25 protein-coding genes and 1 pseudogene are annotated in these 26,302 nt (G+C 72.0%); 18 read left to right on the top strand and 8 right to left on the bottom strand.

Going from position 1 to position 26,302, the window contains the following annotated elements; all coding sequences use genetic code 11:
- Positions 1-11: 11 nt before the first annotated feature.
- On the bottom strand, positions 12-1,457 hold the full coding sequence (locus tag ACWDY5_RS00280) for a fumarylacetoacetate hydrolase family protein (RefSeq protein ID WP_449720181.1): 1,446 nt from the start codon (positions 1,455-1,457) through the stop codon (positions 12-14).
- 136 nt (positions 1,458-1,593) lie between these two features.
- Between ACWDY5_RS00280 and ACWDY5_RS00285 the strand changes: the two genes are divergently transcribed.
- The 4 genes from ACWDY5_RS00285 to ACWDY5_RS00300 all read left to right on the top strand — a co-directional run bounded on the left by ACWDY5_RS00285 (position 1,594) and on the right by ACWDY5_RS00300 (position 6,637).
- Positions 1,594-3,180, top strand: coding sequence for a PucR family transcriptional regulator (locus ACWDY5_RS00285; RefSeq protein WP_449720182.1), 1,587 nt, complete (start codon positions 1,594-1,596; stop codon positions 3,178-3,180).
- A 155-nt stretch (positions 3,181-3,335) separates the two neighbouring features.
- Positions 3,336-3,608 carry a hypothetical protein gene (locus tag ACWDY5_RS00290; RefSeq protein ID WP_449720183.1) on the top strand — a complete coding sequence of 91 codons (273 nt, stop codon included), beginning with the start codon at positions 3,336-3,338 and terminating at the stop codon, positions 3,606-3,608.
- Positions 3,601-4,212 (top strand): DUF6879 family protein, encoded by a 612-nt coding sequence (locus ACWDY5_RS00295; protein ID WP_449720184.1) that lies wholly within the window; start codon positions 3,601-3,603, stop codon positions 4,210-4,212. Before ACWDY5_RS00290 ends, ACWDY5_RS00295 begins: the two co-directional genes overlap by 8 nt.
- A 4-nt stretch (positions 4,213-4,216) precedes the next feature.
- Positions 4,217-6,637 carry an ATP-binding protein gene (locus tag ACWDY5_RS00300; protein ID WP_449720185.1) on the top strand — a complete coding sequence of 807 codons (2,421 nt, stop codon included), beginning with the start codon at positions 4,217-4,219 and terminating at the stop codon, positions 6,635-6,637.
- Here ACWDY5_RS00300 and ACWDY5_RS00305 read toward each other — a convergent pair.
- The 3 genes from ACWDY5_RS00305 to ACWDY5_RS00315 form a co-directional block, all read right to left on the bottom strand.
- Positions 6,597-7,460, bottom strand: coding sequence for a methionyl-tRNA formyltransferase (locus ACWDY5_RS00305; protein WP_449720186.1), 864 nt, complete (start codon positions 7,458-7,460; stop codon positions 6,597-6,599). The genes ACWDY5_RS00300 and ACWDY5_RS00305 overlap by 41 nt on opposite strands.
- Before the next feature lie 30 nt (positions 7,461-7,490).
- Positions 7,491-8,030, bottom strand: a complete 540-nt coding sequence (locus tag ACWDY5_RS00310) for a DUF2017 family protein (protein ID WP_449720187.1) — start codon at positions 8,028-8,030, stop codon at positions 7,491-7,493.
- A 131-nt stretch (positions 8,031-8,161) separates the two neighbouring features.
- Positions 8,162-8,551 (bottom strand): glycine cleavage system protein H, encoded by a 390-nt coding sequence (locus tag ACWDY5_RS00315; protein ID WP_449720188.1) that lies wholly within the window; start codon positions 8,549-8,551, stop codon positions 8,162-8,164.
- 112 nt (positions 8,552-8,663) lie between these two features.
- Between ACWDY5_RS00315 and ACWDY5_RS00320 the strand changes: the two are divergent.
- Both ACWDY5_RS00320 and ACWDY5_RS00325 read left to right on the top strand, forming a co-directional pair.
- A pseudogene (locus ACWDY5_RS00320) lies at positions 8,664-9,039 on the top strand (RNA polymerase sigma factor).
- 51 nt (positions 9,040-9,090) lie between these two features.
- The gene (locus ACWDY5_RS00325; protein WP_449720189.1) at positions 9,091-9,618 is read left to right on the top strand and encodes a hypothetical protein; all 528 of its coding nucleotides are present in this window, start codon (positions 9,091-9,093) and stop codon (positions 9,616-9,618) included.
- 12 nt (positions 9,619-9,630) lie between these two features.
- Here ACWDY5_RS00325 and ACWDY5_RS00330 read toward each other — a convergent pair whose 3' ends face one another.
- Entirely contained in the window at positions 9,631-10,842 is a 1,212-nt protein-coding gene (locus ACWDY5_RS00330; RefSeq protein WP_449720190.1) for a cytochrome P450 family protein, read from the bottom strand.
- A 109-nt stretch (positions 10,843-10,951) separates the two neighbouring features.
- Between ACWDY5_RS00330 and ACWDY5_RS00335 the strand changes: the two genes are divergently transcribed.
- Entirely contained in the window at positions 10,952-11,608 is a 657-nt protein-coding gene (locus tag ACWDY5_RS00335) for a GNAT family N-acetyltransferase (protein ID WP_449720191.1), read from the top strand.
- Positions 11,609-11,611: 3 nt separating this feature from the next.
- Here ACWDY5_RS00335 and ACWDY5_RS00340 read toward each other — a convergent pair whose 3' ends face one another.
- Positions 11,612-13,096 (bottom strand): FAD-dependent monooxygenase, encoded by a 1,485-nt coding sequence (locus ACWDY5_RS00340; protein ID WP_449720192.1) that lies wholly within the window; start codon positions 13,094-13,096, stop codon positions 11,612-11,614.
- A gap of 86 nt (positions 13,097-13,182) precedes the next feature.
- Here ACWDY5_RS00340 and ACWDY5_RS00345 point away from each other — a divergent pair, with 86 nt between their 5' ends.
- Positions 13,183-13,812, top strand: coding sequence for a TetR family transcriptional regulator (locus ACWDY5_RS00345; protein ID WP_449720193.1), 630 nt, complete (start codon positions 13,183-13,185; stop codon positions 13,810-13,812).
- A 179-nt stretch (positions 13,813-13,991) separates the two neighbouring features.
- Here ACWDY5_RS00345 and ACWDY5_RS00350 read toward each other — a convergent pair whose 3' ends face one another.
- Entirely contained in the window at positions 13,992-14,972 is a 981-nt protein-coding gene (locus ACWDY5_RS00350) for a LacI family DNA-binding transcriptional regulator (RefSeq protein ID WP_449720194.1), read from the bottom strand.
- 195 nt (positions 14,973-15,167) lie between these two features.
- Between ACWDY5_RS00350 and ACWDY5_RS00355 the strand changes: the two genes are divergently transcribed.
- On the top strand, positions 15,168-16,340 hold the full coding sequence (locus tag ACWDY5_RS00355) for a Gfo/Idh/MocA family protein (protein ID WP_449720195.1): 1,173 nt from the start codon (positions 15,168-15,170) through the stop codon (positions 16,338-16,340).
- On the opposite strand, the gene ACWDY5_RS00360 is transcribed toward ACWDY5_RS00355, so the two are convergent.
- Positions 16,333-17,364, bottom strand: a complete 1,032-nt coding sequence (locus tag ACWDY5_RS00360) for a LacI family DNA-binding transcriptional regulator (protein ID WP_449720196.1) — start codon at positions 17,362-17,364, stop codon at positions 16,333-16,335. The genes ACWDY5_RS00355 and ACWDY5_RS00360 overlap by 8 nt on opposite strands.
- Before the next feature lie 139 nt (positions 17,365-17,503).
- On the opposite strand from ACWDY5_RS00360, the gene ACWDY5_RS00365 reads away from it, so the two are divergent.
- From ACWDY5_RS00365 to ACWDY5_RS00405, 9 genes are all read left to right on the top strand, one after another.
- Entirely contained in the window at positions 17,504-18,787 is a 1,284-nt protein-coding gene (locus ACWDY5_RS00365; protein ID WP_449720197.1) for an ABC transporter substrate-binding protein, read from the top strand.
- Between the two features lie 3 nt (positions 18,788-18,790).
- Complete coding sequence (locus ACWDY5_RS00370) at positions 18,791-19,756, top strand: carbohydrate ABC transporter permease (RefSeq protein ID WP_449720198.1); 966 nt, start codon at positions 18,791-18,793, stop codon at positions 19,754-19,756.
- Positions 19,753-20,583, top strand: a complete 831-nt coding sequence (locus ACWDY5_RS00375; protein ID WP_252478734.1) for a carbohydrate ABC transporter permease — start codon at positions 19,753-19,755, stop codon at positions 20,581-20,583. Before ACWDY5_RS00370 ends, ACWDY5_RS00375 begins: the two co-directional genes overlap by 4 nt.
- Positions 20,584-20,588: 5 nt before the next feature.
- Positions 20,589-21,128: a DUF624 domain-containing protein gene (locus tag ACWDY5_RS00380; RefSeq protein ID WP_449720199.1), complete on the top strand. Its 540-nt coding sequence runs from the start codon at positions 20,589-20,591 to the stop codon at positions 21,126-21,128.
- Positions 21,125-22,240, top strand: coding sequence for a Gfo/Idh/MocA family protein (locus ACWDY5_RS00385; protein WP_449720200.1), 1,116 nt, complete (start codon positions 21,125-21,127; stop codon positions 22,238-22,240). Before ACWDY5_RS00380 ends, ACWDY5_RS00385 begins: the two co-directional genes overlap by 4 nt.
- Positions 22,228-23,274: a DUF6807 domain-containing protein gene (locus ACWDY5_RS00390; protein WP_449720201.1), complete on the top strand. Its 1,047-nt coding sequence runs from the start codon at positions 22,228-22,230 to the stop codon at positions 23,272-23,274. Before ACWDY5_RS00385 ends, ACWDY5_RS00390 begins: the two co-directional genes overlap by 13 nt.
- Positions 23,274-24,530 carry a pectate lyase family protein gene (locus ACWDY5_RS00395; RefSeq protein ID WP_449720202.1) on the top strand — a complete coding sequence of 419 codons (1,257 nt, stop codon included), beginning with the start codon at positions 23,274-23,276 and terminating at the stop codon, positions 24,528-24,530. Before ACWDY5_RS00390 ends, ACWDY5_RS00395 begins: the two co-directional genes overlap by 1 nt.
- 30 nt (positions 24,531-24,560) lie before the next feature.
- On the top strand, positions 24,561-25,352 hold the full coding sequence (locus ACWDY5_RS00400; protein WP_449720203.1) for a pectate lyase: 792 nt from the start codon (positions 24,561-24,563) through the stop codon (positions 25,350-25,352).
- Positions 25,353-25,482: 130 nt separating this feature from the next.
- Positions 25,483-25,986: a hypothetical protein gene (locus ACWDY5_RS00405; protein ID WP_449720204.1), complete on the top strand. Its 504-nt coding sequence runs from the start codon at positions 25,483-25,485 to the stop codon at positions 25,984-25,986.
- Positions 25,987-26,302 lie beyond the last annotated feature (316 nt).

The following is a 26,302-nucleotide window of genomic DNA, read 5'->3' on the forward strand; positions in this document are numbered from 1 at the left end:
CGACCGGGCGGCTAGCCGCGGACGTCCGGCACCACGCCCGATCCGCCGGCCGCGCGGAACCGCCCGGCCCACACCGTGTTCATCGGGTACAGCCCGGCCAGCCCGGCCCCGTCGCCGACCTGCTCGCGCACGAACTCCTCCCGCGCCTCCCGCTCCACCGCCTCCCGCGCCACCTCCGCCGCCAGCTCCGCGGGCACCACCACCAGCCCGTCCGCGTCCCCGACCAGCACGTCCCCCGGCCGCACCAGCACCCCGCCGCAGGCCACCGCCACCTGCGACTCCCACGGCAGGTGCCGGGTCTCCAGCTCGGCCGGATGGCCGCCGCGGTGGTACACCGGCAGCGGCAGCCCGGTGAAGGAGTCCGGGTCGACCAGGGGGCCGTCGGTGACGATGCCCGCGGCGCCGCGGTGGTGGGCGCGCAGGGCCAGGATGTCCTCGAGGGTGCCCGCGCCGGGGTCCTGGCGGGCGTCGATGACCAGGACCTCGCCGGGGGCGAGCTGTTCGATGGTGCGGGCGCGGTGGTCCAGGCCGGTGGCGTCCAGGTGCCAGATGTCCTCGCGTTGGGGCAGGCAGCGCAGGGTGCGGGCGACGCCGACCAGGCGGAGGTCGCCCCGGGTGGGGCGCACGCCGGTGATGAGGTGGTTGGTGACGCCGTGCTGGCGCAGCTGCGCGGCGACCGTGGCGGTGCGGACCTCGCGGAAGCGGGCGGCGGTCTCCGCGGTCAGCGGCAGGCCGCCGGGACCGTGCGCGGCCAGGCGTTCCCGGTCGCCGAAGACGGGTTGCGCGCCCGGCACGCCAAGGGGTTCGGGGTCCTGTTCGATCCGGGTGCGCAGCGGCGGGCACCCGGTGAGGGTGACCTCGATCCGGTCGCCGGGTTCGACCAGTGGGACGCCCGCCGGGGTGCCGGTGAGGATGAGGTCGCCGGGTTCCAGGGTGAGGGTGCGGGACAGATCCGCGACCAGGTAAGCGAAATCGAAGATCAGCTCGGCGGCGGTGGCGCGCTGCGCCGGTTCGCCGTTGACGTGGCAGGTGAGCTCCAGTCCGGGGACGCCGGCCGCCCTTAAGTCCACAAAGGACTGTCCAATCGGGGTGGAGCCGTCGGAACCGTTGCTGCGCAAGGCTGATCCTTCGTCGGCGGCATGCAGGTCGAACACGGTGAGCTCCAGGGCCGGGGTGAGCCAGCCGATGTGGTCGAGGGCCTCGGCCTCGGTGACCCGGCGGGCGGGTTTGCCGATCACCAGCGCGATCTGCGCGGCCGCGCCGAAGGCCGCACAGCCCTGCGGCCGCAGCACCACCTCATCGTCGCCGGTCAGCGAGGTGGCCGGTTTGAGGTAGTAGGCGGGGTGCGCGGGCGCGCAGCCGAGCTCCGCCGCGCGGCCGTGGTGGTTGAGCCGGACCGCGATGACCTTGCCGGGGCGCGCGGGTAGCGGACCGTCGGCATCGGCGGCAGCGGACATGGGCGGACCCTTCCTCATGGCGGTGAGTGCAGGGTGTACGCAGCTTCCTACTCCGGCAGGACGCCGGGCAATGGCGGACTCGCCATACTTCACCAAACAACCACTGTCGGATCCGACATCCGCGCCGGGAGGCGGCATGACGGCCCGCGTCGCACTCGCCGAGCTGGTCGAGGTGCTGGGCCCGGCCGTGCTCAGCGTGGTGTGCGCGCCGCGCGGCCTGGACCGCCCGGTCAGCGCGCCCGAACTGCTGGACATCACCGACCCCGCCCAGATCGAACCCGCCGCGCTGCTGCTGGGCATCGGGCTTTCCCCGGGCCAGGATCGGCTGAGCACCGCGATCCGGCGGGCCGCGGCCGGGCAGGCGGCCGCGTTGGTGATCAAGAGCAGGGGCCTGCCGCTGGCGGAGGTGCGCGCGGTGGCCGAGCAGGCCGGGCTCGCGGTGCTGGACGCGGCCGCGGAGATGCCCTGGCCGCGGCTGCAGGTGCTCTGCGGCGCGGTGTTGCGCTTCGGACCGGCCAGTGCGGCCGGCCTCGGCCCGCCACTGGCCACGGTGCCCACCGGCGACCTGTTCGCGCTGGCCAACGCCACCGCCGCACTGGCGGGCGGCGCGGTGGCGATCATGGACACCGACCACGTGATGCTGGCCTACTCCAGCCTGGACGGCCAGCGCATCGACGAGACCCGGCGGCGCGGCATCCTGCTCCGCCGGGTGCCCGAGGATGCCCTGCCTTACCACCTGCTGGCCGAGGTGTGGAACAGCCAGGAACCGGTCCGGCTGGCCAGGCCCGGCGACATGGTGCGCTTCGGCCTGGTCATCCGGGCCGGTCCGGAGGTGCTGGGCTCGATCTGGGTCGCGGTGGAGGACGACGCCGACCTGTCCCGGTGCGCGCCCGCACTGCAGGAGGCCGCGAAACTGGCCGCGCTGCACCTGGTGCGGCTGCGCCGCCAGGCCGACGCCGACCAGGACCGCCGCAACGCGGTCCTGGGCTCGGCACTGGACGGCGCGGGCGGGGCCGCCGGGCTCGAACTGCCCGCGCACCTGCTCGCGCTGGCCCCGCCGGTGGCCGCCGACCCGATCCAGCGCAGGCTCACCGGCGGCCAGCTGCTCGACCTGGCGGTGCTGGCCGGGCGCGCCATCGGCGTCGAGATCGCCGCGAGCCTGGTCCAGGACCGGCTCTACCTGCTGCTGCCCGGCAGCCACGCCCAGGCCACCATCTTCGCCAGGCAGCTGCTCGACCGCGCCGGGGCCAGCCTGCGCACCCCGGCCCGCGCCGTGCTGGGCCCCGCGGTGACCACCCCGGCCCAGCTGCCCGCCCAGCGCGCCGACGCCGACGCCGCGCTGGACCACTTGCGGGACAACGGGATCACCGGCCTGGTCGAGCTGGACTCGGTGCGCACCCAGCTCGTGCTGCACCGCCTGGCCACCCTGGTCCGCACCCGCCCCGACCTGCGCACCGGCCTGGCCGAGCGCATCCGCGCCCACGACGAGCGCGGCGGCGCCGACTACGCCCGCACCCTGCTCACCTACCTGCGCGCCGCCGGCGACATCAGCACGGTCGCGGAAACCCTGCACCTGCACCAGAACACCGTCCGCCAGCGCCTGCGCCGCGCCGAGGAGCTCTTCGCGCTGGACCTGGCCAGCCCGGAGCTGCGCCTGACCCTGTGGCTGGAACTGACCGCGGATGTTCCACCCGGACGCGGCCGCGGGACCCACACGGAGTGAACTCGCCGTCAAATCGGCAATTGTAAGACAGTTATTACAACTGCACGCGATCGGCGATTACTGCTTTCGGTCTATACACTCCCCCCAATGTGTGCAGCGATTACGTGCGACAATTTGCGTGTTGTCGTGGATTTTTTCCAAGAGGGGGGAGTGGCATGCCACAACGCAGGTGGGAAGCTGATCCGGCGGCCTTGTTGAACCGGAGATGGGGAAGGCCACCGGGAGATCTCGGCACGACCAGCGGGGAGAACAGTTGTCCGGACATCTGGGAACTGGACAACGGTGATGTCGCGGTGATCGGGCGCGACCTCACCGAAGCGCACCGGTCGCGGCTGCCGGCCGGAGTGTCCATTGCGGAGGATGAGCGACTCGTGGTCATTCCGCGGATTACGATGCTGGCCGCGAAGGGGGATATCCCCGATGCGTGAACTGCTCGCCGGCGCACCCGGCGCCGAGCTGACGCTGGCGGAGTTCGACCGGCTCTCCGAGCGGGACATGGGACGGATCGGGCCGCCGGGTTTCTGGAAGCTGGAACGGCAGCAGAGCTTCGCCGAACCGGACAACGACAGCTGGGTGGCCTTCGACCGCGGCGACTGGGCCGAGGCGCTGCGGCTGGTGGCGCGGCAGCGGGCCGGGTTCCTGGACTACTACCGGCGGGCCGCGGCCGGTGGGTCGCGGTACTGGCGGGTCCGGGTGGTGGAGTCGCCGCTGACCCCCTACCTGCGCTGGGAGCTGGAGGTGCTGCGCCTGCGGGCGGCTTGCGGCGCGCGGATCCGGGTGGTCGGGCCGGAGCAGGTCGAGCCCTTCGAGCGGGCCGGGCCGCTGCCGGAGGTCTTCACCGTGGGCACGGAGGTGATGTACGAGGCGGTCTACGACCAGCAGGGCAGGCTGGCCGGTGGCAGGCGGTTCACCGACTGCGACCTGGTCCGGCGCTGCCAGCGGCTGATCCAGGAGCTGTACGACACCGGGGAGGAGCTGGCGGCCTTCTTCGACCGGGAGGTCGCCCGGCACCGGGCGCCGTGCGGAGGATGACCCGGTGAGCCACGGCGGGCCGGAGGAGCAGGACCGGGCACGGCCGGAGAACCGGGCTGAGCTGTCCGGTCCGGCCGCGGAGGTGGTGCAGGCCGGTGCGGTGCACGGCGGTGTGCACTTCCACGGCGCACCCCGGCCCCCGGGTCCCATGCCGAGGCAACTGCCGGGCGAGGTGCGCGGCTTCGTCAACCGGCAGCCGGAGCTGGACCGGCTCACCCAGATCCTCACCGGTGACCCGGACGAGCCCGCCGCGGCCGGGCTGCTGGTGCTCACCGGCACCGCGGGCGTGGGCAAGACCTCGCTGGCGCTGCACTGGGCGCACCGGGTGCGCGAGCGGTTCCCGGACGGCCAGCTGTACGTGAACCTGTGCGGCTACGACCCTGGTCCGCCGGTCACCGCCGGGCAGGCGCTGGACCGGTTCCTGCGCGCGCTCGGCGTTCCGGTCACCGGCATCCCGGCCGGGGTCGAGGACCGCGCCGCGCTGTACCGGTCACTGCTGTCCGACCAGCGGGTGCTGGTGCTGCTGGACAACGCGGCCACCCCGGCCCAGGTCCGGCCGCTGCTGCCGGGCACCCCGGCGAGCCTGGTGGTGGTCACCAGCCGGAGCAGGCTGTCCGGGCTGGTGGCCAGGGACGGGGCCTGGCGGGTGCCGGTGGACGTGCTGCGCGAGGCCGACGCGGTCTCGTTGCTGCGCAAGGTCACCGCGGGCTACCGCGCCGAGGACGAGGCGGCCGAGCTGGCTGAGCTGGCCCGGCTGTGCGCCCGGTTGCCGCTGGCGCTGCGCATCGCCGCCGAACGCGCGGCCAGCCGTCCGCACCGGCGCCTGGCCGAGCTGATCGACGACCTCAGGGACGAGTCCGGGCTGTGGGACGCGCTGACCGCGGACAACGACGAGGAAGCCGATGCCGTGCGCACCGTCTTCGCCTGGTCCTACCGAGCGCTTGGGGCTGCGGCGGCCCGGCTGTTCCGGCTGCTGGGCCTGTGCCCGGCCGGGGAGTTCAGCGACGCGGCGGCGGCCGCGCTGGCCGGTACGGAGCTGGCGCAGGTCCGCCGGCTGCTGGACGTGCTGGCCGGCGCGCACCTGATCGAACAGGGCCCCGGCGACCGGTACCGCTTCCACGACCTGCTCCGCGCCTACGCCACCGACCAGGCACAGCGGATGGAGAGCGAGGCGACCCGGCTGGCCGCGCTGACCCGGTTGTGCCTGTGGTACCTGCGCACCACCGATGCCGCGGTCGCCGTGCTGACCCCGTTCGCCGCGCGGGACCCGCTGCCCGAGCAGGCGCTGACCACCCCGTCGCCGCGGTTGGCCACCGAAGCCGACGCCCTGCGCTGGTTCGCCGAGGAGCGCGCCGCGCTGGTGGCGATGACCCGGCTCGCCGCCGACCACGGCCTGCCAGGGCCGGCCTGGCGGCTGGCCGCGCTGCTGCGCGAGTTCTACCAGCACCGCAACATGTTCGACGACTGGATCGACACCGCGCGGACCGGCCTGGACGCGGCCAGGAGCCTCGGCGACCGGGCAGGCGAGGCCGAGACCCTGACCAGCCTCGGCGTGGCCTACCTGCAAAGCGGACGGCTGGCCGAGAGCGCGGACTGCCACCGCACCGCACTCGCCCTGCGGCGCGACGCTGGCGACGAACCCGGCGCCGCCCGGTCGATCAACTCCCTCGGCCTGCTGGCGCTGCGCCAGCGACGGCTGACCGAGGCCAGGTCGCAGTTCGAGCGCGGACTCGCCGCGTTCGAGGCACTGGGCGAGCGGCGCTGGGCCGCGGTGCTGCGCGGCAACCTCGGCGACGCGTGCCTGGAGGAAGGCGACCTCGACCAGGCCGCCGACCACCTGACCAGGGCGCTGGCCGTCTACGCCGACCTTGACGACCAGGTGAGCCGGGGCAACGCGCTGCACCTGCTGGCCAGGGCACACCGGGAACGCGGACGGCTCGCCGAGGCCAGGGCCGCGATCGAGGAGGCACTGGAGATCGCGCGGCAGGCGGACAACCAGCTGTGGGAGGCGCACTGGCTGATCGAGCTGGCCCGCCTCCAGGTGGCCGAGGGCGCCGCCGAGCTCGCCCTGACCTCCTGCCAGCACGCCGTGACCATCCAGCGCCAGCTCGGCGACCAGGGCCGGGAGGCGATCGCGCTCAACGCCACCGGCGAGGCCTACCGCGCACTGGGCCGCCCGGCCGAGGCGGTGCGCTTCCACCAGGTCGCCGCGGTCACCCGGCGCAGACTGGGCCAGGACTGGCAGCTGGCGGTCACGTTGACCAACCTGGCCGACGCGCACGCCGAGACCGACCCGCCCGGCGATCCCGTTCCGCTGTGGACGGACGCGCTGGCCAACCTGGACCGCTTCGGCGACCAGCGCGCGGCGGCGTTGCGCGAGCGGATCAGGACGAGGCTGGCTCAGTGGCCGGAACGGACTCGGTGATCCAGATCGGCGCGTCCGCGCACCGCACCCGCAGGCCCTCGGCAGGCGTGAGACTGGTGCGCAGCAACCGGATCCGCGCTCCGTCCACTTCGGCCACCGGACCGCGCCCAGGCCCCATGAACCGGTGGGTGCGCACCTGGTTGTGCACGGCGGCCGCGGTGTCCGACCAGTCGACCTCGCCGAAGTCCGCACCCAGCGGCCCGGCGTAGGAGGCGCCGGCCTCCTGCTGCGGCTCGCCGGGATGACCCGCGACCACCCGGTCCAGCGCGGTGGTCAGCAGCTTGGTCAGCACCGGCCGGGTCAGCTGCCACAGCCCGGCCGCGGTCACCTCCTCCGCCAGCGGAATGCCGCCCCGGCTGGCCAGCACCGGCCCGGTGTCGAAGCCCTCGTCCATCCAGTGCACGGTCAGCCCGATATCGGGGTCGCCATTCCGGATGGCGTGCAGCAGCGGCGCGGGACCGCGATAGCGCGGGAGTAGCGAGGGATGGATGTTGATAGCGCCCAGTCGGGTCATCTTGCGTACCGCGGCGGTAATTTTCCAGGAGAAACCGTAAACAACAAGAAGGTCCGGACGGTGACCGGCGATGCTTTTCGCCAGTCCCTGGGCGCTGCCCGGGAGAATGAGGTCCATGCCCGGCGGCAGCGCGTCGGTGATTTCCGCGGCCGCTTTCGCGCTGCCCGGATCGGTGGGAGTCCCGGGTTTGAGGGAACGTGAGTAGGCGTAGGCGACCGGGATGTGGCCGCCGCGCGCACAGGTCTCGTGCAGGGCGGCGAACCGGTCGGCGGAAAAGGAGACGAGAACGATTCGCAGTGGCGCGTCCACACACACATGCTCGCACTCCCGGCCGGGTGGTCAGCTGACCGCGAAGGCGTGCAAGGTGTTCACCGCGTCCCACAACCAGGCCGCGTGCTCATAGACCAGCCGCCGATCATCGGACGGGTCCGGCAGTTCCCCGGCGGTCAGCAGTTCCGGGGTGCGGGCCGCGGCGTAGGCGATCCGCAGGTTCAGCAGCACCGAGCTCCACTGCCGCACCGCCTCCGGGTCCACCGCCACCGTGATCAACCCGTACTGGTCCTCCAGCGTGGCCAGGGTGGCGGTGATGCCGTCCTGGAGCCAGGCGAGGAACTCCGGTTCGTGCCAGAGTTGGATCTCCGGGGGTTCGTCCGGGTCCAGCAGGCCGGTGCGCAGCAGGGTGGCCAGGGCGGGGTCCGCGGGCGGGGCGCAGGGCATGGGCAGGCCGAGGCGGTCACCGAGGGGGTAGTCGGTGGAGTACTCGGCGGTGCGGCGGTCCACCAGTTCGCGCAACAGGATCAGGCGGGCGTGCAGCCAGCGGATGCGCTGCGGCTGGGTGATGCCGACGAAACGGCCGCCAGCGCGTCCCCAGCGGATCACCCGTTCCACCCCCGTCGGCCATGGTCAGTACCGCCGGACGTTACCCGTACGGGTTGTCGGTCCGGAGTGAAGGGAGCCGGGTGCCGGAAATGTCGCCCGCGCGGACACCGCACCGCGCGGCGTTGCCCGCCTCAGCCCTGCTGGCTGGTCAGCTCGAGGTAGCCGAGGCCGTCGAGCAGCCGGTGGGGCACCGTGGTCACGCGCACCTCGAACAGCCAGCCCGCGCCGTAGGGCTCCCGGCGGAGCAGGCCCGGCTGGTCGAGCACGAGGTGGTTGACCGCGGTCACCGTGCCGGTCACCGGGGCGAACAGGTCCCCGCACCAGTGGCGGGTGGCCAGCAGACCGCACGGATCCCGTTGGCGCACCAGGGCGCCGGGGTCGGGCAGGGTCAGCTGGCGCAGGCCGGTGAGCCGTTCGGCGAAGCACGCGGTGAGGCCGATCCGCGCGGTGCCGCCGTCGAAGCGGACCCAGTTGTGGTCCGAGGTGAAGTGCACCGCCTCGAAATCAGTGGACGCGGCCATACCGATATGGATCGACCGATCCTGGCCACATCTTGAGCCGTGGCCGGGATGGCCGGAAAAAAGTCTGGTGACCACCCGACGGAGTTCCGGTCCGGGCGACGACGGTATGGATGTGAGCAAGCCGCGGGTGCAGCCAGATCCGGCGCTGGCGCTGCTCGACGTCTACGACGCCGCGCTGCCCCAGGTCTACGGCTACCTGCGGTCCAGGTGCGGCAACGACACGGTGGCCGAGGAGCTGACGGCGGAGACGTTTCTCGCGGCCGTTGGCGCCGCTCGCCGCCAGGACGCGCTGGAGGTCAAGTTGGGTGCTGGCTCGGCTCTGCGCCCAGCACCGGGCCGCGCTGACCTTGCGCTACCTGGACGGGCTGCCCGTCGCGGAAGTCGCCGAACACCTCGGCCGCACCGTGCACGCCACGGAATCGCTGCTGGTGCGGGCGCGCAACGCGTTCCGGCGCGTCTACCAGGGACGGGAGGGTGGCCATGACTGATCCGTTCGACGCCCTCCACGAGCCGGTACGTCCGCTCGCCCCGGATCCGCGGTGGTCCAGTCGGCGGACGGCGGTCCCGGCTCCGCACTGCGCATCGCCGAGTCCGATGTGGACGGTCTGATCAGTCGGCTCGTCGAGCATGGCGGGCAGCTGGTGGGGACCACCACCGTCCGGGACCCGTTCGGCCACCAGTGGACGGTGACCTCGGTCGAGCCGGCCGCGGCGGAGGAGCAGGTGCAACCGGCGCACGGGGAGGTGGGCAACTTCACCCTCACCGTGGCCGACGACGAGGCCGCGAAGGAGTTCTACGGTGGCGTCTTCGGCTGGCGGTTCGAGCCGGGGCAGCTCGCCCGCGCCTGGGGTGTCGACGGCGCCGGGCTGACCGTGGCCGGCCTGTGGGGCGGTCAGCGGCAGAGCGGCTGGCGGCCGATGTACGCCGTCGAGGACATCGAAGCGGCGGCGCGCACCGTGCGCAGGTACGGCGGCCAGGCCTCCGCTCCGAAGCGGGAGTCCTACGGGCTCACCGCGGAGTGCGCCGACAACCAGGGCATCGAGTTCTGGCTGTGGCAGCGCGCCTGAGGGCCGGTCGGCTCAGAACGTGACCGGCAGGGCGTAGAGGGCGCGGATGATCGGGCTCGGCCACCAGCGCAGCCGGTCCACCGGCTCGGCCAGGGCCAGGTCGGGGAACCGGCACAGCAGCGCACCGAGCAGGGTCGCGCCCTGGATCCGGGCCAGCGTTGCGCCAAGGCAAGCGTGCCTGCCGCGGCCGAACGCGAGATGGTCCTCGGGATCGCGGCCCAGCCGGAAGGTGTCCGGGTCGGTGAACTGCTCGGCGTCCCGGTTGGCCGCCAGGATCGAGAGCAGCACGGGTTCGCCGGGCATCAGGTCCTGGCCGCCCAGGCGCATCGGCTCGGTGGGGAAGCGCCAGCTGACGTTGCGCACCGGGCAGTCCCGGCGCAGCGACTCCTCGATGAAGCCGGCCAGCTGGATCTCGTCCTCGCGGATCCGGGTGGCGAGGTCGGGGTGGGTGAGTGCGGCCAGGACCGAGTTGCCGACCAGGGCGGTGGTGGTCTCGTGCCCGGCGATGAGGATGAGGAAGGCGGTGGAGGTCAGCTCGTCGTCGGTCATCGCGCCGTGGTGCTGGCGCTGGATCATGTGGCTCATCAGGTCATCGCCCGGTTTGGCCTTCTTGCGGGCGAGCAGGTCCGCCAGGTACGCGTCGATCGCGTCGGTGGCCGCCAGCAGGTCCTCGCGGTCGGTGGCGTCGGAGGCGTCGATGACCGCGGCCTGGCGCTGGAGCTCGGCGCGGTCCTCGGCAGGCACCCCGATGAGGTCGCAGATGATCGTGGTGGACAGCGGGTAGGCCAGGTCGTTGACGATGTCGGCCTGGCCGTGCGGTGCGATGCGGTCCAGCAGCTCGTCGGTGACCTGCCGGACGCGGATCTCCAGCCGGTGCAGGCGTTCTGGGCTGAACATGCCGCTGGCCAGCCGCCGCAGGTCCTGGTGCCGGGGCGGGTCGGCGTTGGTCATGTGCTGGGCCAGCGACGGCCGGTGGTCCAGCGGCAGGCCCATGCCCGAGTTCCGCCAGAACGGGCAGCCGCGCGCCGGGTCCTTCGCCAGCCGGGGGTCGGTCAGGGCCGCGTGCACGTCGGCGTAGCGGGTGACCAGCCAGGCGGACAGGCCGGCCGCGAACTCCACCCGGTGCACCGGCGAGTGCTGCTGGAGCCAGTGGTAGGCCGGGGCCGGGTCCGCGTCGAACTCGGGTCCGTGGAGCTGTGGTGGCTGGGAATCGCCGGATGCCATCGGAGCCCTCTCGGTGGGCGTCTTGCTGACCGGACCTCGCGGCCACCACTATCGCACGTGGACCGCACTGGTCCGGCTGAGTCCGAAGTGGACGAGAGGACAAGAACACATGTCGGAGTTGGTCCGCCGCTGGCAGCGCGGCTGGCGCGAGTGCCGAGGCTGGCCGGAGCCGGTGGAGGCGCGGGGCGCGATGGACTTCCTGCTGGGCCAGCCGGACCGGCACCGTGAGCTGATCGCGCTGGACGTCGACGCGGACCCCGGCTCGGTGCGGCCACTGGCGGATGAGGTTGCCGCGCAAGCGGAACCGACCCTGCTGACGGTGCCGACGCACCGGCCCGAGGAGGTGCAGCAGGTGCTGCGCGCGGCGGGACTGACCCTGCGGGCTTACCGCGAATGGATCATGACCCGCGAGCTCGGCACCCACCCGCGTCCGCCCGCCGCCGCGCCGTACACCTGCGCCACCACGGTGACCGGCCGGGTGCTGCGCGCCGAGGTCCGGGACGAGACCGGGGCACTGGCCGCCAGCGGCCTGGCCGCGGTGATCGGCACGGACGCCATCCCCGACAAGATCGAGACCGATGGCGCGCACCGTCGCCGCGGCCTGGGCAGCGTGGTGATGGGGGCGCTGATGGCGGAGGCGGTGGCCAGGGGCGCGACCACCGGCATCCTGTTCGCCAGCCCCGACGGCGAGCGGCTCTACACCCGGCTGGGCTGGACGAGCCGGGCGACCGTGGTCATGGCCACCAGCCCCCGCCGCGCCGCCTGAACCTCAGCCGGTCCGGGCCCCGAACCAGCGGGTGAGCGCCGTGGTCAGCGCCGAGGGATCGGATCCGGCCCAGCACACGTGCCCGTCCGGCCGCAGCAGCACCGCGGCCGCGCCGGGGTCCTCGGCGGTCTTGGCCGTGACCTCCTCGACCCGGTCCGCCCAGCCCTCGGCGGTGACCTCGGTCCGGTCGTCGAAGCGCAGCAGCAGGCCGCGGCCGGTGTGGGTGAGCGCGGAGACCCGGTCCGCGCCGCCGGCGGTCACCAGGTCCAGGTCGGGCATCCGGCGGCCGGTCAGCGGGTGGTCCGCGCCGGCCAGGTCGTAGCGGATGTCCAGGCCGGACATCATGCCGGAGAGGTGCCGGTTGACCTCGGGCAGGCGCATCAGCTCGGCCATCAGCGCGCGCAGCTGGGCCACGTCCGCGCTGCCCTCGGGGTTGAGCAGCACGCCCTGGGCCTGGGTGTTGGCGAGCACGCCCGCGGCGACCGGGTGGCGTTCGCTCTGGTAGGTCTCCAGCAGACCCTCCGGCGCCCATCCGCGCAGCTGGGCGGCGAGCTTCCAGCCCAGGTTCATCGCGTCCTGGATGCCCAGATTGATGCCCTGGCCGCCGACCGGCAGGTGGATGTGCGCGGCGTCCCCGGCGAAGAACACCCGGCCCTGGCGATAGTTCTCCAGCTGCCGTGAGGCGTCGGAGAACCGCGAGGCGGCGCGGATCGCGGTCAGCTCGGCGCTCGGCCCGTACACCGCGAGCAGCGCGGCCCGCACCTCCGCCTCGGTGACCGGCTGCTCGCGCGGCGGGTTCGGGTCGGCGATGCTGCCGAAGATGAACCGGAAGACGTTGTCGCCCAACGGGTGTAGCACGGTCCAGTAGCCGTTGGCCGCGCGGATGCGCTCGCTGAAGTGGCGCCTGCCCTCGGCCAGGGTGTCCGGGTGCGCGGCCAGCACCACGTCGGCGACCACCGAGCGGGCGGTGGCGGCCTGGCCGGGGAAGGGCAGGCCGAGCAGCTTGCGCACCGTGCTGTGCGCGCCGTCGCAGGCCACCAGGTACTCGGCGGACAGGGTGCGGCCGGTGTCGGTGCTGACCTGGACGTCGTGCGCGGTCTGGCCGACCTCGACCACCGCCGTGCCGCGCAGCACCGTGCCGCCGCGCGCGCTGACCCGCTGTGCCAGGAAGCCCTCCAGCGTGCCCTGGGAGACCGGCACCGGCACGGGGTAGCGGGTCTGCCACGGCGTGCAGTCCAGCGGCACCGGCAGCCCGGCGAAGTGCCCGCCCAGCAGCCCGGTCAGCGGCACGCCGGCGAGCAGCGGCGCGAGGAGTCCGCGCAGGTCCAGCACCTCGGCGGTGCGCGGTTGCAGGCTGTCCGCCCTGGACTGGACGTTCGCCCTGGGCAGTCGCTCCACCACCACCGTCGACACCCCGGCCAGCAGCAGCTCGTGCGCCAGCATCAAGCCGGTCGGCCCGGCGCCCACGACGATCACCTGAGTTCGCATGACTCTCCCTCCAAAAGGTCCACTCAGTAGAAATATATACCAGGTTTACTTATCGCCCCGGTGTACGAGCTGGCTAGGATGGGCGGGTGAGTGAGCCAACGGGACTGCGCGAACGCAAGAAGCAGCGGACACGCGAGGCCATCGCCGCGGCCGCGATCGAGCTGTTCCTGGACCGCGGCTTCGACCAGGTCTCGGTCGCCGACGTGGCCGCGGCCGCCGAGGTGTCCAAGCGCACCCTGTTCAAGTACTTCCCGAGCAAGGAAGACCTGGTGGTGCAACGCTTCGCCGACCACCAGGACGAGTCGGCCCGCCACGTGCGCGCCCGGAAACCGGGGGAGTCCCCGCTGGCCGCGCTGCACCGGGGCTGGCTGGACGCGCTGCGCCGCCAAGACCCGATCAGCGGCCTGTGCGACGAGCCGGAGGTGGTCCGCTTCTACCAGTTGATCACCGGCACGGAGAGCCTGACCGCGCGGCTGCGGCGGTATGCCGAGCAGTCGGAGGCGATGTTGGCGGAGGCGCTCACCGAGGCCGGCTATCCGCTTCGGCGGGCGCGGTTGGTGGCCGTGCAGGTCGTGGCGCTGGAGGAGTTGCTGATGGGGCAGAACGCGCGGGCCATGGCCGAGGGACGGTCGGCGGCGGAGGTGTATACGGAGGCGGTGGCGACGCTGGGGGAGGCGTTCGAGCTGCTGCGGCACGGGGCCGAGCCCGACGACTGACGAACCAGTCGATGGTGGGGGCTCGATGAGGTCCGCGGCGGGCGGCGGCTGCACGAGGTGTTCCTCGACCTGGCCGGCGGGTTCACCGCAGGCCGTCAGTGGCTACAGTGCGGCGTGGGAGCGCTCCCGGTTTTCCCGATGCTCGGTTCTCGAGGAGGGGGACGGCATGGCGGACGCCTCTAGGCGGTGGGAGGGGCGGTGGTGGCGCGCACGATGAGGTATGTGTCCAGCGACTGGTGCATGCTCACCCGGTGCTCGCCGTCCAGTTGCGCGAGCAGGACGTTGACCGCGGCGCGCCCGGCCGCCTCCGCGGGCATGGCCACCGTGGTCAACGGTGGCGCGGAGACCGCGGCGAAGACCAGGTCGTCCGAACCCACCAGGCTGACCTCCTCCGGCACCGGCACGCCGCGGGCGTTCAGCCTGGCCAGCACACCGAAGGCGACCAGGTCGTTGTACGCGATGATCGCGGTGACCCCGGCGGCCAGCGCGAGATCGGCACCCTGCAACCCGCCTTCGAACCGGGGCGGGAACGGCCCGAACTCCACCAGTTCGATGCCGTACTCCTCGGCCGCGGGCCGCAACCCGCTCAGCCGGGCCTCGTTGGGCCAGGAGTCCCTGGGGCCGCCGATGAACGCGCATCGCCGGTGGCCCAGCGCGGCCAGGTGCTGCACGGCCTGGCGCATCGCGCCTGGGCTGTCCATCACCACCGACGGGATGTCCTCGATCTCGCGGTTGAGCAGCACCAGGAAGGTCTGCCGGGCCAGGTCGTGCACCTGCTCGTCGGACATGCTCGGGCTGCACAGCACCAGCCCGTCCACCTGCTTGGCCATGTTGCGGGCCAGGTTCTCCTCGACGACCGGGTCCTCGTCGCTGTTGGCGAACAGCACCGCGACATCGTCCTGCCTGGCCCGCGCCTGGACCCCGTTGAGCACGCCGGTGAAGAACGGGTTGTCCAGGTCGGAGACGATGATCCCGATGTGCCCGGTGCGACTGGTGAGCTTGCGCGGCCCGCCGGGCGGCTGGTACCCGAGTTCTTCCGCCGCGGCCAGGATGCGGCGGCGGGTCTCGGGCTTGACCACCTCGGGTGAGGTGAACGCGCGGGAGACCGTGGAGATGGAGACCTTCGCCCGGCCGGCGACATCGTGGATGGTGACAGTCACAGGGCTCCTCCGGCGCGCACTTGCGCTCATCATGTAAACCGTCTGCTTTCCTGTCAATTCAACGCGCCCGGACCGCTGACTTCGCGCTGCCTACGATCAGGCTTCTACCTGCCCCTTTGTTCTTGACAGCGCTTCCGGTGCGCACTTAGCGTCGTTTGCAGAAAGTAGCCGGACGTTTGCAGGATCGGAGACCCAATGGCGGGTACCGCACGTCTTGCCGTGATCGGCATGGCCGGGTACGCCTTCACCTACCTGCGGCGGGCGCGGGATCTGCACGATGAGGGCCGCGCCGAGTTCGTGGGCGGGTGCGATATCCGGGAGCCCTCGGCCGAGGCCGGCGCGCTGCTGCCGCCGGGCGCCGGGGTGTACCGCGACGTCGAGGCGTTGCTGCGCGGGGCGAAGCCGGATGTCGTCGTGGTGGCCACGCCGCCGCACGCGCACGTGCCGCTGGCCGGCGCGGCGCTGCGAGCCGGTGCGGACGTGCTGGTGGAAACCCCGCCGGTGCTCGACCTGGCCGGGCACACCGAGCTCACCCGGCTGGCCGCCGAGGCCGGCCGGGTCTGCCAGACCGGCTTCCAGAGCTTCGGTTCCGCGGCGATCCCGGTGCTGGCCCAGGCGATCGAGCGCGGTGAACTCGGCCTGGTGACCGGGGTCGGCGCCGCGGGCGCGTGGATCCGCACCGACGCCTACTACGCGCGCAACCCCTGGGCCGGGCGGCGCTGGCTGGACGGCCAGGCCGTGGTGGACGGGGCGCTGACCAACCCGTTCTCGCACGCGGTGGCCACCGCCCTGCTGGTGGCCGGGGTCGCCGAGTCCGAGCCAGCGGACATCGCGGTCGAGCTGTTCGGGACCAGGGACCTGGAGGCCGACGACACCGCCTGCGTGCGGCTGTGCTTCGAGACCGGGCCCGAGGTCGTGGTGGCGGCTTCGCTGTGCGCGGAACAGGACCACGAGCCCTACGTCGTGGTGCACGGCACCGAGGGCAGGGCGAAGTTCTGGTACAAGACGCACCGGCTGGAGATCAACGACGAGCGGATTCCGGTTGCCCCGCCGGCGGATCTGCTGCGCAACCTGCTGGCGCACCGCGCCGATCCGGACACCGTCCCGCTGCTCGCGCCGCTGAGCCGCACCAGGGCCTTCACCTGCCTGGCGCAGGCGGTGCGGGACGCCCCGGAACCGGTGCCCATCCCGGAGGGCTGGATCCGCACCGTGGGCGTGGGCCCGGGCCGTCATCCGGTGGTCCGCGGGATCGGCGAGGAGGTGGCGGTGGCCGCCGAACGCCTCGCGCTGTTCTCCGAGATCGGTGTGCCCTGGGCCGGTCCGCACCACCGGCGGCGCGGGTCGCCCAGCCAGCCCGCGATCACCTGACCCGCCCGGTGGTCTCGCGCACCACCAGCTCCGCGCCGAGTGCGATGCGGCCGGCGGCCGGTGGTGCGTCCCGGCCGCAGGCGATCCGGCCCGCCAGCGCGCCCGCCTCGCGCAGCGGCAGCCGGACCGTGGTCAGCGGCGGATTGGTGTCCTGGCAGAACTGCGTGTCGCCGAACCCGGCCACGGACAGCTGCGCCGGCACCCGGCGGCGCTGGGCCGCGGCGGCGGCGAGTGCGCCCGCGGCCATCAGGTCGCTGGCCGCCACGATCGCGGTGATGTCCTCCTGCCGCAACAACTCCAGGCCTGCCGCGTAGCCGGACTCCCTGGTGCCGGAGCCCTCGATGATCAGCCTGCGCGCCAGCCCCCTGGCGGCCAGCCGGAAGCCGTGCCGCCGTTCCCAGGCGGTGCTGCGCAGCGCGGGCCCTGCGAGGTAACCGATGCGACGGTGGCCGAGGTCGATCAGGTGCTCGACCAGCCGGACCGTGCCACCGGTGTTGTCGAAGGTGATCGCGGTCGCCTCCGGCACACCCGGGATCGGCGGCCGCCCACACAGGACGACGCGCGCGCCGCGCCGGAGGAACTCGCCAAGCTGGCGGTTCAGCTCCACCTGGTGCGCGGCCTCGCGCAGCGCCCCGCCGACCAGGATCACGCCGCGGGCGCGCAGCCTGCGCAGCTGCTCCAGCTGGTCGATCTCCCGGTGCGGGTCGCCGCCGGTGCCGCACACCAGCGCCAGCTGACCGGAGGTCATCGTCTCCTCCTGCACCCCGGCCACGATGGGCGGGAAGAACGGGTCGGACAGGTCGCCGACCAGCACGCCGACCAGGTCCGACGTGGCGGCCGCCAGGGCACGGGCGTGGCCGTTGACCACGTATCTGAGGTCGGTGATCGCCTGTTCGACGCGCTCCCGGACCTCGGGGGAGACCGGTGCGCTCCGGTTGAGCACCCGGGACACCGTGGCGGTGGAGACCCCGGCCCTGGTGGCCACGTCGACCACCGTCGCCGGCCGGCTGTGATCCCCGCGCATGCCCACCTCACGTCGTTTTCAGAAAGTGCTCAGCCACTCACTAACCGTTGACAGGCAAGGAAGCCGGGTCTTACGGTTTCGAGCCAATGTCAGAGTTTGCTGAAAATCCACAAATCATGCAAGCGAACGGAGCCACGTGATGGTCGCTGCAGGACTCAGGTGGCGGACGGTGGTCGCCGCGCTGGCGGTGGCACCGCTGCTGGCCGCGTGCGGCGGGGCGGCGGGTGGGGGCGCCGGCGGTGAGGTCACCATCTCCTTCGCCTGGTGGGGCAGTGACGGCCGGGCCAACATCACCAAGCAGGCCGTGGAACTGTTCGAGCGGCGCAACCCCGGCATCAAGGTGAACACCACCTTCGCCGCCTACAACGCCTACTGGGACAAGGTCGCCACGCAGACCGCGGGCGGCAACCCGCCGGACGTGATGACCATGGACACCCGCTACCTGTCCGAGTACGGCGAGCGGCGGGTGCTGCTGGACCTCAACGAGGGCGCGGGCAAGCAGGTCTCGCTGGCCGAGATCAACCCGGAGCTGGCCGCCACCGGCACCCTGAACGGCAAGCGGTACGCGGTGCCGTGGGCGCAGAACGCCTCCTCGCTGGTCTACGACCCGGCGGCCTACCAGGCGGCCGGGGTGGACATGAGCAAGCCGATGACCTGGGAGCAGTTCCGCGCCGCGGCCGAGAAGGTCAGCGCCGCCAACGGGTTCAACCGGCGCGGGGTGACCGACTTCGGCATCCTGGACAGCGCGCTGGAGATCTGGCTGCGGCAGAACGGCAAGACGTTCTACACCCAGGACGGCAAGCTGGGCTTCGGCGCCGAGGACCTGCGCCGGTTCTGGCAGCTGGCGAGCCAGTTCCGCACCAGCAAGGCCGGTTCGACCGCCGAGGTCACCGCCTCCAACAACACCTCGCCCGAGCAGTCCCCGCTCGGCAAGAAGCTCACCAGCGCCGAGTTCGCCTACGACAGCGTGTACCCCAGCTACGAGAAGGCGCACGGCTCACCGCTGATGGTCACCGCCTACCCGACCGACAACCCGGCTAGCACCGGGCAGTACCGCCGCCCGGCGATGTTCCTGTCCGTCTCGGCCAGGGGCAAGGCTCAGGAAGCCTCGGCCAAGCTGGTGCACTTCCTGATCAACGACCCGGAAGCGGGCAAGATCCTCGGCACCGACCGCGGCCTGCCGCCGAACCTGAAGATCCGGGGGCAGCTGGCCGCGGAGGCCACTGGCACCAACAAGACGGTCTTCGACTACGAGGCCCGCATCGAGAGCCGGCTCGGCCCGGCGCCCGCGGTGCCGCCCAAGGGCGCGGGCGCGATCCAGAAGCTGCTGCAGCGTTCCTACGAGGAGATCGCCTTCGGGCGCCTCAGCCTGGACGACGCGGTCAACCGGTTCATGTCCGAAGCGCAGAAGGACCTGAAGTAGCCCATGTCGCTCCTGCAGGAAACGCCACCGCCCAGCGCCGGCGCGCCGCCGGCCGCACGGGGCCGCCGTCCCCGTGTGCCCGGCCGGAGCCGGAGTCACCAGCCACAGGCCTACGTCTTCCTCACCCCCTGGCTGATCGGCGCCATCGGGCTCACCGTCGGGCCGATGATCGTCTCGCTGTACCTGTCCTTCACCGAGTACGACCTGTTCACCGAGCCCCGGTGGATCGGCCTGGACAACTACGTCCGGATGTTCACCGAGGACGACCGCTACCTCCGCTCGGTCCAGGTGACGCTGGTCTACGTGCTGGTCGCGGTGCCGCTGAAGATGATCGTCTCCCTGTTGGTGGCCATGGCGCTGAACACCAAGGTGGCCTCCAGCGGCTTCTACCGCGCCGCGTTCTACGCGCCCTCGCTGCTGGGCGCCAGTGTGGCGGCCGCGCTGGTGTGGCGAGCGATGTTCGCCGAGGGCGGCACGGTCAACGAACTGCTGGACTCGATCGGCCTGGAGACGCCGAGCTGGGTGGACGATCCGGGCTACACGATATGGGCGATCATCCTGCTCGCGGTGTGGCAGTTCGGCGCGCCGATGGTGATCTTCCTGGCCGGGCTCAAGCAGATCCCGCGTGAGCTGTACGAGGCGGCCGAGGTGGACGGGGCCAGCGCGGTGCGCCGGTTCTGGCACATCACGCTGCCGATGCTGTCCCCGGTGATCTTCTTCAACCTGGTGCTGGAGGCCATCCACGCCTTCCAGGTGTTCACCCCGGCCTTCGTCATCGGCGGCGGCCGCGGCGGACCGGCGGACTCGGCGCTGGTCTACACCCTCTACCTGTACCAGGCCGGGTTCGAGGACTTCGAGATGGGCTACGCCTCGGCGATGGCCTGGGCGCTGCTCGTGGTGATCGCGATCATCACCGCGGTGATCTTCCGCAGCGCGAAGCTGTGGGTGTTCTACGGAGACCGGTCATGAGGGCCAAGGCGGTGCTCTGGCACCTGGTGTGCCTTGCCGCTGTCGCGGTGGTGCTGTACCCGTTGGTGTGGCTGGCCTTCGCGTCGGTGAAACCGCCGGAGGAGGTGCTCTCCAGCCTGTCCCTGCTGCCCAGCCGGTTCGTGCTGGACGGCTACCGGCAGGGCTGGGAGGGCGCGGCCGGGATCGGGTTCGGCACGTTCTTCCTGAACTCCTTCATCGTGGCCTTCGCCTCCGTGCTGGCCAACGTGTTCTCCTGCACGCTGGCCGCCTACGCCTTCGCCCGGCTGCGCTTCCGGCTCGCCGGGCCGCTGTTCGTGTTCATGATCGCGACGCTGATGCTGCCGCACCACGTCACCCTGATCCCGCACTACGTGATCTTCCAGCAGTTCGGGCTGGTGAACACCTTCGTCCCGCTGGTGCTGCCGAAACTGCTGGCCACCGAGGCGTTCTTCGTGTTCTTGATCGTGCAGTTCATGCGTGGCATCCCGCGCGAGCTGGACGAGGCGGCCACCATCGACGGCTGCGGGGTCTACCGGACCTTCTGGCACATCGTGCTGCCACTGGCCAAACCGGCGCTGGTCACCACCTCGATCTTCACCTTCATCTGGACCTGGAACGACTTCTTCACGCAGATGGTCTACCTCAACGACGCGGAGAAGTTCACCGTCCCACTGGGACTCCGGCTGTTCGTGGACACCAGCAGCCAGTCCAACTTCGGCGCCATGTTCGCCATGTCGGCACTCGCGCTGGTGCCGATCGTGTTGTTCTTCCTGGCCTTCCAGCGGTTGCTGGTGCAGGGCGTGAGCACCAGCGGTTTGAAGGGGTGAGTGCGATGTGGCGGGACCGGCTGACCGAGTTCGCCGACTGCCTGCAGCTCGGGATCCTGGTGTGCGTGGCGGCCGTCCCGGTGGTCACCATCGGGCCGTCGCTGGCGGCGGGCTGCCAGGTGGTCCGCCGCTGGCGGGACGGTGACTCGCCGCCGCTGCTGCGCACCTTCGCCGCGGAGTTCCGCCGCCAGGCGGGCGGCGGGATCCCGTTCACCGCCGGGGTGCTCGCGGTGGTGCTGGCGCTGAGCGTGGACCTGGCGCTGCTGGGCCACGGCCTGCCTGGCGCACGGGTCCTCTCCGTCGCCCTGCCGGTGCTGCTGGCGGTGCTCCTGGTGGTCGCGGTGCGCACCTGCGCCCTGGTCGGCGCACAGCGGGGCTGGCTGGCCGCGGCGCGTGCGGCGGCCGACTTCAGCCTGAACCCCAAGGGATCCCTGCTGCTCGCCGCCGCGGTGGCCACCGCAGGGGTGCTGGTGTGGCTGCAGCCGCTGATGCTGCTGCTGGTCGGTGGGCCGCTGACGCTGGCCGCCGTGGGGACCACCCGATGACGCCCCGGGTGGTGGTCTTCGGCACCGCGGGATACGCCACCACGCACCTGCGCCGGGCCAGGGCCATGCACGAGGCGGGCGAACTCGTGCTGGCTGGCGCCTGCGACGTGCGGGATCCCGCCCCGGAGGCCAGGGAGCTGCTGCCACCCGGCGCGGTGTTCGCGGCCGAGGCGGCGGAACTGCTCCGGCGCACCACCCCGGACATCGCGGTGGTGGCCACCCCGCCGCAGACCCACCTGCCACTCGCGCTGATCGCGGTGGAGGCCGGCTGCCACCTGCTGGTGGAGAAACCGCCCGTGCTGGACCTGGCTGGGTTCGGCGAGCTGGCCGCCAGGGCCGAGCGCGCGGGCGTGCGGGTCCAGGTCGGTTTCCAGAGCTTCGGGTCCAGGGCACTGCCTGTGCTGCGCGAGGCGATCGGCGCCGGGGCGCTCGGCGAGCTGATCGGCATCGGCACGGCGGGCGCGTGGATCCGCCGTGATGCCTACTACGCGCGCAACCCGTGGGCGGGTCGCAGGCGGCTGAACGGGATGTCCGTTGTGGACGGTGCGCTGACCAACCCGTTCGCGCACGCCATCGCCACCGCGCTGCTGCTGACCGGCCGGGCCGACCAGCTCCCGGCGGAGATCGAGGTCGAGCTGCACCACGCCCGCCCGATCGAGGCCGACGACACCGCCTGCGCCCGGGTCCTGCTGCCCGGCGGCCCTCCCGTGGTCGCCGCGGCCACCCTGTGCGCGGAGCTGGAGAGCGCGCCCCGCGTCGTGCTGCACGGCAGCAGGGGCAAGGCCAGGTGGTGGTACAAGACGGACCTGTTGGCGCTCAACGGCGAACGCGTGCCACTGGGCACGCCGGTCGACCTGTTGCGCGACCTCGTGCGGCACGTCGGCGAGGGCACGCCACTGGCGGCGCCGCTGGACCAGACCCGGGCCTTCACCGCGTTCGTGCAGGCGGTGCGGGACGCGCCGGAGCCCAAGGCCATCGCGGCGGAGTGGGCCGAGCAGCTGGAGAGCGGGCCGGAGCGGCGCTACGCGGTGTGCGGGATCGGCGAGGCGATCGAGTCCGCGGCCGAGCGGCTGCGGCTGTTCTCGGAGCAGGGGGTGCCATGGGCGGGGTGAACGAGGCGGCGGAGGTGGCCGCGGCCACGGCGAGGGCCGAAACGGCCGGGGGAGTCGAGGTGATCGCGGCGGCCGGCACCGCCACGGCCGCCAGCGTGAGCGGCGCGGCGGGAGTTGTGCGGCTGGTCGTCGACGACGGCCAGGTGCGCGTCCGGGCGGGCGCGATCGACCTCGCCGAGTACGTGGTCACCCCCAGCAGCCCCCGCGCCGACTCACCCAAGCCCTATCTGCATCCCCTCCGCACCACTGCCGGCGAAGTGGTAAGCGCCTTCCGGCCGCACGACCACACCTGGCACAACGGGCTCCAGTTCACCGCGGCCAACCTCTCCGGCGAGAACTTCTGGGGCGGCCGCACGTTCGTCCGCGGCCAGGGCTACACAGACCTGGACAACAACGGCTCCATCCAGCACATCCGCTGGCACGAGGCCGGATGCGAGGACGGCCGCGCCGAGCTGGCGCACCGGCTGGAGTGGCTGACCCGGCGTGGCGAGTGCTGGCTGGTGGAGGACCGGTCCATCGAGGTGGACGAGGTCGACCCGCTCGACGGTTCCTGGTTGCTCACCTGGCGGACCCGGTTGCACAACACCAGCGGGCGGCGGCTGCGGTGGGGCAGTCCGGTGACGGAGGGCAGGCCGACCGCGGGGTACGGCGGATTGTTCTGGCGTGGCCCGCGGTCCTTCACCGGTGGTTCCGTGGTCACCGCCACCGGTGTGCACGACGACGAGGCCATGGGCGTGCGGGCGCCCTGGCTGGCCTTCACCGGCAGGCACGACGTGAGCCTGCGGCAGTCCACGGTGGTGTTCGTCGACTGCCCGGCCAACATCCGCTACCCGACGCCCTGGTACGTGCGCACCGAACCGTTCCCGGTGGTCAGCTTCGCCGCCACCTTCCACGAACCACTGTTCATCGAACCCGGCGCGACGCTCGAACTGACCCACCACGCGATCATCGCCGACGGCCACTGGGAACCCGAGCGGATCGAGCGCTACCTCGTGCTGCGGGTAGTTCCCCGCTGGGACAAGGAGAACGCCTGATGCTCAACCGGCTGCTGGCGGTCGTGACCGCCCTGATGCTGTTACCCGGGCCGGCCGGCGCCGGCGATTTCGAACACCTCGGCAGGCAGGTGGCCGGTCCGCGCGACGGCTGGGGCGCGGGCACCACCGGCGGTTCGGCCGCCACCCGGGACCAGGTCGCGTACGTGGACAACCGTGCGGAACTCGTGGCCGCGCTGGCCGGTGGCCAGAGCAAAATCGTCTACCTCCGCGGCACGATCGACGGCAACACCGACGACGCGGGTCGCTCGATCAGCTGCGAGCAGTACGCCGATCCCGGCTACAGCCTGCCCGCCTACCTCAAGCAGTACGACCCGGCGACCTGGGGCCGGGCCGAACCCTCCGGACCGCTGGAGGAAGCCAGGGCACGTTCCCAGGCCAACCAGGCCCGCCGGGTTGTGGTGCCGGTGGGATCCAACACCACGATCATCGGGCTCGGCGACGACGCCACCCTGCGCGGACTCACCCTGCGCGCCTCCGGTGCGCACAACCTGATCATCCGCAACCTGCGGTTCGAGGACGCGCACGACTGCTTCCCGCAATGGGATCCGACCGACGGGCCCACCGGCAACTGGAACTCCGAGTACGACAACCTGGTGCTGACCGGCGCCACCCGGGTCTGGGTGGACCGCTGCGAGTTCAGCGACGGCGGCAACACCTCGAAGCCCACCTACTTCGGCCGCGGGTACGAGGTGCACGACGGCCTGCTGGACGTGGTCAACGGCGCGGACCTGGTGACCCTGTCGTACAACCACTTCCACGACCACGACAAGGCCCTGCTGATCGGCAACACCGACCGCCCGGCGCACGATGCCGGCAAGCTGCGGGTCACCCTGCACCACAACCTGTTCGAGAACCTCGGTTCCCGCGCCCCCCGGGTCCGCTACGGACAGGTCCACCTGCACAACAACCTCTACGTCATCCCGGAGGCGGCGGGCTACGAGTACTCCTGGGGCGTCGGCGTGGAGTCCAGGATCTACGCGGAGAACAACTACTTCGAGACCGCCCGTGCGGTGTCCCCGGCCACCTTCGCCAAGTGGTGGAAGGGAATCGCGTTGCACGCCACCGGAACCGTGGCCAACGGGCGGGCGGTCGACGTGGTCGCGGCGCACAACGCCGCCTACGACCCTGATCTGGGCACCGACGTGGGGTGGACGCCCACCCTCGTCGCCCACCTGGACCCGGTCGGGTCCGTCCCCCGCCTGGTGCGGGACAAGGCGGGTGTCGGCCGGAACTGAAAACCCACCAGTACCAAAGGAGGTACTACGGTGTTCCCTGCAACACTCAAGAAACTGTCCACTGTGGCCGCTTCGGCGGTCGCCATGGCCGCCGCGGTCTCGCTCTCCCTGCCCGCGATCGCGTCGGCCGCGCCGTGGCCCAAGCCCACCAGTTCCCAGGCCGTGCCGAAGACGATCAAGGTCAACGGCACGTTCGACGGTGGTCTCACGCGGTTCTACGGCACCGGCGACCTCGGTACCGGTGGCGGCAGCGAGAACCAGGGCGCGATCTTCGAGCTGGCCGACGGTTCGGTGCTGAGCAACGTCGTGCTCGGCAGCCCGGCCGCCGACGGTGTGCACTGCCTCGGCACGTGCACGCTGCGGAACGTGTGGTGGGAGGACGTCGGCGAGGACGCCGCGACCTTCAAGGGCACCTCGGCCAACCAGACGATGACCATCGACGGCGGCGGCGCGCGCAAGGCCTCGGACAAGGTCTTCCAGCACAACGGTCCCGGCACGATGATCATCCGCAACTTCCAGGTCGAGGACTTCGGCAAGCTGTACCGGTCCTGCGGCGACTGCCGGGCGCAGCACAAGCGCTCGGTGGTGCTGGAGAACATCACCGCGGTCGTGCCGGGCAGCGCCCTGGTCGGCATCAACACCAACTACGGTGACACCGCGCGCTTCCGCAACATCACCATCGTCGGTGACAGCAACAAGAAACTGACGGTGTGCGAGAAGTACAAGGGCGTGATCAAGGGCCAGGGCTCGTCCAAGAAGATCGGTTCGGGCGCGGACGGCACGCACTGCCTGTACCAGTCCTCGGACATCACCTACAGGTAACCCCGGCCAGCTGAACCGGAGCGAGCCCGCCGAGGGGCGGTGGGCTCGCTCCAGCACATACTTGACACGATCTACAGTCGTGGCTATAAGAAAAGTATTCGGTCAAGGACCTGGTGATGGTGAGCTGGGAGTGATCGAGATGCGTGGCGTGAGCACCGGACGGGCCGGTTTCGCCGACCTCATCTGCGCCGACCCGGCCTGGCTGCACGCGGAGTTCGACGCCATCATCGCCGCCAACTTCGGTGTCGCGGCAGGACAGCCGCCGCTGCGCGGTTCGCCCCGTCCCGCACCGGAAGCCCGCGACCGGCCTGGTGACCAGACCCAGGGGCGCGGCCCGGCAGCACGGACATCTCCCGATGATCTCGCGCGGACGGCGCGCCGGGTCAGGGCTCGGGAGCGATCTCCTCCGCCGCGCGCGGTGTGGCCGTCGGAACAGGTGACCGGCCAGCGAAAGGAGGTGGTGTCAGGAGGTGTGACGGAACCGGCCCGCGAGCCTGCGGTGGCAGCCTTCGCCCCGCTTCGTTCGCCGGCATCCACCCGCGAGGAAGCCGGCCCGGCGTCTCGCGACGTGACCAGGCGAGGTACCCAGCAGCGCTCGCGGCGGTGGCCGTCGATCCCTCTGGTGCCGGTGTGACTCCCTTTGCTTCCGCTCGACAGCTGAGTCCGTCCTGCCCGCCACGGTGCGCGTTGCCGTGGCGGGCATCGCGCTGACCCGACTGGTGTGGAAGGAGACAGCGAGATGTTGATGCGTACCGCCCCGTCCCGCGGGCACGGGGCGGGAGCGGACACCAGGGCGGCAACGAACTTGCTGGCGAGCTCGCCGATCTTCTCCGCGTACCTGCTGAGGAACTCGATGTTCGCCTGGGCGATCTGGATCAACCACTTGCTGATGGCGTCAGTCATGTACGCCTCCCAGCGTGCGGTGGTCCGGTCAGCCTGGCCCGGAAGAG

It is taken from the genome of Crossiella sp. NPDC003009 (genome assembly GCF_053591555.1).